General features: G+C 34.2%; 1 protein-coding gene and 1 rRNA gene. One reads left to right on the top strand and one right to left on the bottom strand.

Annotation, left to right across the window (positions count from 1 at the left end; all coding sequences use genetic code 11):
• Nucleotides 1-188 (top strand): hypothetical protein (locus tag ACR2F7_RS08195; protein ID WP_432713095.1); only part of this gene is annotated, 188 nt, incomplete at its 5' end.
• On the opposite strand, the gene ACR2F7_RS08190 is transcribed toward ACR2F7_RS08195, so the two are convergent.
• Nucleotides 174-2038 (bottom strand): 23S ribosomal RNA (locus ACR2F7_RS08190); the annotation flags it as partial. The two genes, ACR2F7_RS08195 and ACR2F7_RS08190, sit on opposite strands and share 15 nt — an antisense overlap.

Below are 2038 nucleotides of genomic sequence, written 5' to 3'. Positions count from 1 at the left end.
AGCACCGTATCCCAGCTACACACCGCGCCGTCTCGCGCAAGTTCGGCTCCTACTTCGGCGCCACTCATCCAGCCCTCTCTATTTGTAGAAAACCTTGGATTTTTGGCGATAACAATTTTTTAATTATTATTTCTCGTTACTCATGTCAGCATTCTCACTTTTCTTACATTTTTGAAGTCGGATCGTAGCCATGTCGTTCTGTGAGCCAAGGAGTTGATAATATGCCTTGTCTTCCTAAGACCGCTTGGCCTCCGACTTATATTCTACCTATCCACCTGTGTCGGTTTTCAGTACGGTACTCAATTAGCTTTTCCTGGTTGAAATTCAATCTCTTGATATCTTCATCAATTTATCAATTCTATATCCTATTCAACCCTGTTGTGCCTTTTTTAGTATTTTATCTAAAATTCATCCATCGAATTTTCTGTTCAGAAATATTCTTAGGGACCGCCTTATTCTACATAACTTTCACTTATTTGTAGAAAACCTTGGATTTTTGGCGATAACAATTTTTTAATTATTATTTTTCGTTACTCATGTCAGCATTCTCACTTTTCGTACAATTTGGTCAATAAGTAAACTTATTACCTAAACCTCTCAGTTTATTTTTCGTACAGAAAACGTTCCGCTACCATACCATTTAATCTTATTTTCCTATAACTTGTGGATTTGTTTTTCAACAAAATCACAATTTTTTGTTTTAAAGAAAATTGATTGAAATCAAAAATATTATTCATAAATTTGATTGATGGTATACACTGCTTCGGTGTATTGAATTAGTTTCACAACATTTTCGATGCTAAAGTGCTTAACCAATAATTTTTAACGCTTTTTTTAAAGGATGGCTGCTTCCAAGCCTACCCTTTGGTTGTCATCATTCTTTAACTCTCTTTCACTATTATCAATATCTTTGAAACCTTAGCTTATGCTCTGGGCTGTTTCCCTCTCGACTTTTGACCTTAGCATCCAAAGTCTGGTTCTGATTTAATTTCTGGTATTTGGAGTTTCCATTTGTTCGTTAGAATTTATTCAATCCCTCTTACAAATAGAGTGCTCGACCTCCTATGTCATTTTCATTCAACAACAACCATTTATGTTTATAATTTGACTTAAAAACTTTAATCAGACTCTACTAAAATAGATTTCGCGGAAAACCAGCAATTCTCAAGTTTGATTAGCCTTTCACCCCTAAACGCAACTCCTCACGATTTTTTGCAACAAATTCGTGTTCGCTCCTCAGACTTTTACGTCCTCATGCTGGTCACGCCTAGCTCACTTGACTTCGGGTATAATTATAAAAACTTTTGCTTTTTTCCTTATTTTCATAAGTTTTACACAATTTAATTTCTTTTCGCCTACGACTTAGTCATTTAAGCTCGCATTTATAATTAAGTTGCTGACCCATTATACAAAAGGTACCATATTTTATTATGTGATTTCTACTTTCTGTATTTCAACTCTTTTCACCCCTTTCAAGGTTTCTCTTTCATCTTTCCTTCACAGTACTCGTTCACTATTGGTTAATTTGTCATATTTTTTTTAGAGGATGGTTCCCCCTTTTTCAGTCACGTTATCTCGCGACTTACTTGATTCCATTTAATTTTATATTGATACTGGACTTTCACCTTCTTTGGATACATGTCGAATTAGGGTCGGTGAAAAAGCTACACAATGTGTATCTTTGTTATTTTAACTTGCTTAATTTCACTATACTTTAGCTTTAAAACATTTTTGTATAGTCACACCCATAAAAGCCACTTCCTGGTAGCGCAATTTACGAAATTTCTTTCATGCATTATCCTTCTTTCCAAAAGGATGTTTCTCAATATTAATTAAACTTCATATTTTCTATTTCAATTTCGCTCACCACTACTTTCAAAATCTCTATTGATTTTTATTCCTCTAACTACTGAGATGTTTCACTTCGTTAGGTTTTCTTTTTTTGTTTTATTTCTCTCGGGAAACTTTGGTTTCAACGGTCTACTAACCTACACCAATTATTTTCGTATTTCTCACGTCCCATTTTACAAATTACCTA

Origin of the sequence: Pedobacter sp. (assembly GCF_045628745.1) — a bacterium.
GTDB lineage: Bacteria > Bacteroidota > Bacteroidia > Sphingobacteriales > Sphingobacteriaceae > Pedobacter.
This window is presented reverse-complemented; position numbering and strand designations above follow the sequence as displayed.